This window comes from Bacteroides sp. HMSC067B03 (assembly GCF_001811315.1).
GTDB classification, from domain to species: Bacteria; Bacteroidota; Bacteroidia; order Bacteroidales; family Bacteroidaceae; genus Bacteroides; species Bacteroides faecis.
In genome coordinates this window covers 1-3177 of the sequence record NZ_KV804428.1, presented here as the reverse complement: position 1 = coordinate 3177, position 3177 = coordinate 1, and the positions used below count along the sequence as shown (strand labels likewise).

General features: G+C 33.3%; 6 protein-coding genes. All 6 read right to left on the bottom strand.

The features are described from left to right. Positions 1–66: 66 nt before the first annotated feature. Positions 67–1224 (bottom strand): replication initiation protein, encoded by a 1158-nt coding sequence (locus HMPREF2794_RS21375; protein ID WP_005837459.1) that lies wholly within the window; start codon positions 1222–1224, stop codon positions 67–69. Between the two features lie 162 nt (positions 1225–1386). Then, a complete protein-coding gene (locus HMPREF2794_RS21370) occupies positions 1387–1599 on the bottom strand; it encodes a hypothetical protein (RefSeq protein WP_008671645.1) in 213 nt (70 codons plus the stop codon). Then, positions 1589–2071 (bottom strand): hypothetical protein, encoded by a 483-nt coding sequence (locus HMPREF2794_RS21365; RefSeq protein ID WP_005647273.1) that lies wholly within the window; start codon positions 2069–2071, stop codon positions 1589–1591. Before HMPREF2794_RS21365 ends, HMPREF2794_RS21370 begins: the two co-directional genes overlap by 11 nt. A 34-nt stretch (positions 2072–2105) precedes the next feature. Continuing rightward, positions 2106–2417 (bottom strand): hypothetical protein, encoded by a 312-nt coding sequence (locus HMPREF2794_RS21360; RefSeq protein ID WP_005647275.1) that lies wholly within the window; start codon positions 2415–2417, stop codon positions 2106–2108. A gap of 24 nt (positions 2418–2441) precedes the next feature. Beyond that, positions 2442–2657: a hypothetical protein gene (locus HMPREF2794_RS21355; protein ID WP_005647278.1), complete on the bottom strand. Its 216-nt coding sequence runs from the start codon at positions 2655–2657 to the stop codon at positions 2442–2444. A gap of 66 nt (positions 2658–2723) precedes the next feature. Beyond that, positions 2724–3017, bottom strand: coding sequence for a hypothetical protein (locus HMPREF2794_RS21350; protein ID WP_005647280.1), 294 nt, complete (start codon positions 3015–3017; stop codon positions 2724–2726). Positions 3018–3177 lie beyond the last annotated feature (160 nt).

The following is a 3177-nucleotide window of genomic DNA, read 5'->3' as shown; positions in this document are numbered from 1 at the left end:
AAAACCCAACTTCTTAGGGACAAAAACCCAACTTTTACACCATCCATAGGGACAAAAACCCAACTTTTATTCATCTTCTTTTTCTTCTCCAATCATTCCGGGGAGTATTTCTACCTCTTTTAATAATACGGATAAACAATATTCTGCTTTATTTGAAATTTTATTCCAGTTATCTCTAACATATTCGCCTAGATAAAGCATCTTAGTTACTACTGCTTTATAGTTGTTTAAGGTAATCTGTGGAATAAACTGCTGCAAATGTTCGTCCTTCATTGCAAAGTGCAAAGAACAAAAATTCGTTATCATCTTCTTTTGTCCTTTTAATAGTTCTTCTTCCTTCTTTGATAATGCAGACTTAATAACTTTGAAATTAAGTTTATAAGGCTGTGTATCGCCTGAATTACGATAAACTTCTGCCATTTCAAACCAGCAATCAGCCTGTTCAAACAAATCTTCGTAAACAGGGCGTATTACACGTCTATATAAATCTTTAAACTCGGGGTATTTATCCTCTAGTTTTAAGAATTTCCGAAATCTATCCACATAAATAGAGAAACCACCTTTTTCTTTCCACGAACTAATCAGCATATACATTCTTATTGTATATCTACTTTGCGCTCTTAAGGCTATCTCTTTTATATAGCGTGTAAAGCCTCTATCAACATTAATGAAAACTTTAGCGACCTCTCTATCCATTTCTAAAGAAAAACCTCTTGAATAAGGAGTTTTAGGTATATTTGCCTTTGTAAATAAACCAGTAATAGACCAACTTTCCTCACCTGTTATGGGGTCTTTGACATCAAACTCTACAGGAATACTGATTAATTTACGAACCATACTTTTTACTTCCTTGTATTGGTCTGGACTAACGCCCAAATCCCGATATGCAATATCTACTCTTATACGGTCTGAATATTCTTGAAATAAGGATAATTGCTCGCATGGAATAGATGTACCATATTTATCTAGATGCTGAATACTTAATTCTATGACATTCTGTAATTTCTCTATAACAGCTATTAAGATTCTAATCTGTACTGTCTTAAAATCACCAGCCATTAATGTAACCACATTAGGTTGTTTCAGCCATGTGGGATTTTCTGGGAGTTCCACAGGAAGATTTGTACGAGGATGCCCTTTTCTAATTCTAACAATCTCACCGTCTATTTCTTCTTTTTCTTCTTTCACCGCACGTTTTCGGGCTTTTATTTCTCTATTTACCATCGCTTATTATTTTGACTGATTAATACACCAAAAAAAAGTAGAATAAAGAACATAAACATAAACTTGGCTATATAAAATAGCCCTATGAGAATCATTCTAAATATAGCAATGATAACTTCTAATAGATTTCTTATTATGTTCCTCCAGTTCATTTTCTCTGTTTTATAATTCCTGTCGCCAAAGCTCCGGCTGCACTATTGTATAACCAGCACTTTGCAAATATATTCTTTTAAATTCATCAGGCAACGCTCCTTCAAGGAATAACTTTTTATGCCTTGATGCAGTTCGGCGGTCATATGGACTATTTTTAGACCAACCTCTTTTAAGGATTAGTTCCTTAAAGCATTCATCTAATGTTTTTGCTTTATCTATCATAATCTTTTCGTAAAGAAATTATAGGGTTTTTCATCCCTTTATACATTTCACAAGGATTTCCTAATAGTTCGCACATAACAAAATGTATTATCTTCCCTTCATCCAATGGTGGATTTGATTTATTTGCTAATTCTACAACTAATGTATATTGATAACTATAATTCTCAATAACAATTTCTTTTTCATTAGAAACTTCATTATAAATCTTCCTGTACTTATGCCATAAAGATGTATTAAAAAGCTCTACAGTAAGGTAACTGTTTACCTGCTCTGTTGTATAGTCTTCTGGTAAACGTTCCCCTGTAAGTCTATAAATAGCCTCTATTTTTGCTTTTTTCCCTACAAACATTTTCTTTCCAATCATCTGACAAGAAGGGAGTTCATCCCTAGATATAAAAGGCTTCAAATCTGACATCTTACGATATACCTTATATTCAATAAACATTCTATCTATACTTTGATTATATGACATCCATTCCCTTTAACACAATTCGATAAAATTATAATCATTTATCCCAATCGTAATTATCGTAATCTATTTCTTTTCCCTTGGCATGGCATTCAGCAACATAATCAGCCCATTTCTTTTGCCTTGTTACGTTGAAGGGCATCGAGCGGAAATCTTCCCTCCATGGCAGGATGTAGGAGGCAAAGTCGTGCTTGTTGGTTATCGCCTGTACAGCGTCTCTGATTGCGTTGTATTCACGTCCTTCTTCCAGCAAAGGTTCGTCACCCAGTTTGGAGTATATGTTTGCCACTTCCCGAAGCATCTTTCCAAATTCTTTGTATGTGGCAAAATTCTTTTCTTTTTTATCCATAATCATTCTTTTTTGTTTTGAGTATTAATTTTTTTCGATGAAAGTATTGGTTGTATTCAACACCCCGGCTGAATCTCGACTTTTGCCATCTCTTATGAAGATTCCTTCTTCTTTCAACCGTTCATAATCAAATTCATTCATCATGATAATGACAATATTTTCATTTGTATATAGCTTACACTTCATAAATTGAGTACCTTCTATTTTTCCAATTACGTCAATTTGAATTTTTGTTGCCATTTCCATTATATTTTTAGTATTAAACAAAAAAATCACAATCATAGACATCTTCACCGGATGGGAACTTTACTCTAACGCAGTAGTTTCCACAAACAATGAATCTGTCAGATATAATGGTTCCGACCTCTCCTCTGTCACCTGATAGCCGGGCTTCATCTTATTAAGTTCCGACTTCATTTTATCAGAGGTAAAAACAGTAACATTGCAACCACATTGCTCATAATATATCAGTCCCATATCAAGTGAATTGGTGAATTGCTTAACCATTTCCTTTATTTCCTGTTTACTCAATACAGTATCAGTTTCAAACTGCTGCACCTTAACATCAGGAAACTTCTTTATAAAATCTTGCTTTGTCATACCATTATTATATCTATTATAATCTAATTTCTAAAATCACTTAAATAAATTTCAGGTAGTATTTCTCTATAATTCTCTGGACTTGTAACATAATGTATTGATTCTATTATATTAGCCTCACAAATGACATCATATACCCATGCTTTAAAATTTCCTTCCA

Bases quoted from the DNA above. Each gene is read 5' to 3' on its own strand.
- HMPREF2794_RS21370 (WP_008671645.1), bottom strand. From the start codon at position 1,599: ATGATAGATAAAGCAAAAACATTAGATGAATGCTTTAAGGAACTAATC.
- HMPREF2794_RS21360 (WP_005647275.1), bottom strand. From the start codon at position 2,417: ATGGATAAAAAAGAAAAGAATTTTGCCACATACAAAGAATTTGGAAAG.
- HMPREF2794_RS21355 (WP_005647278.1), bottom strand. From the start codon at position 2,657: ATGGCAACAAAAATTCAAATTGACGTAATTGGAAAAATAGAAGGTACT.
- HMPREF2794_RS21350 (WP_005647280.1), bottom strand. From the start codon at position 3,017: ATGACAAAGCAAGATTTTATAAAGAAGTTTCCTGATGTTAAGGTGCAG.
- HMPREF2794_RS21365 (WP_005647273.1), bottom strand. From the start codon at position 2,071: ATGTCATATAATCAAAGTATAGATAGAATGTTTATTGAATATAAGGTA.
- HMPREF2794_RS21375 (WP_005837459.1), bottom strand. From the start codon at position 1,224: ATGGTAAATAGAGAAATAAAAGCCCGAAAACGTGCGGTGAAAGAAGAA.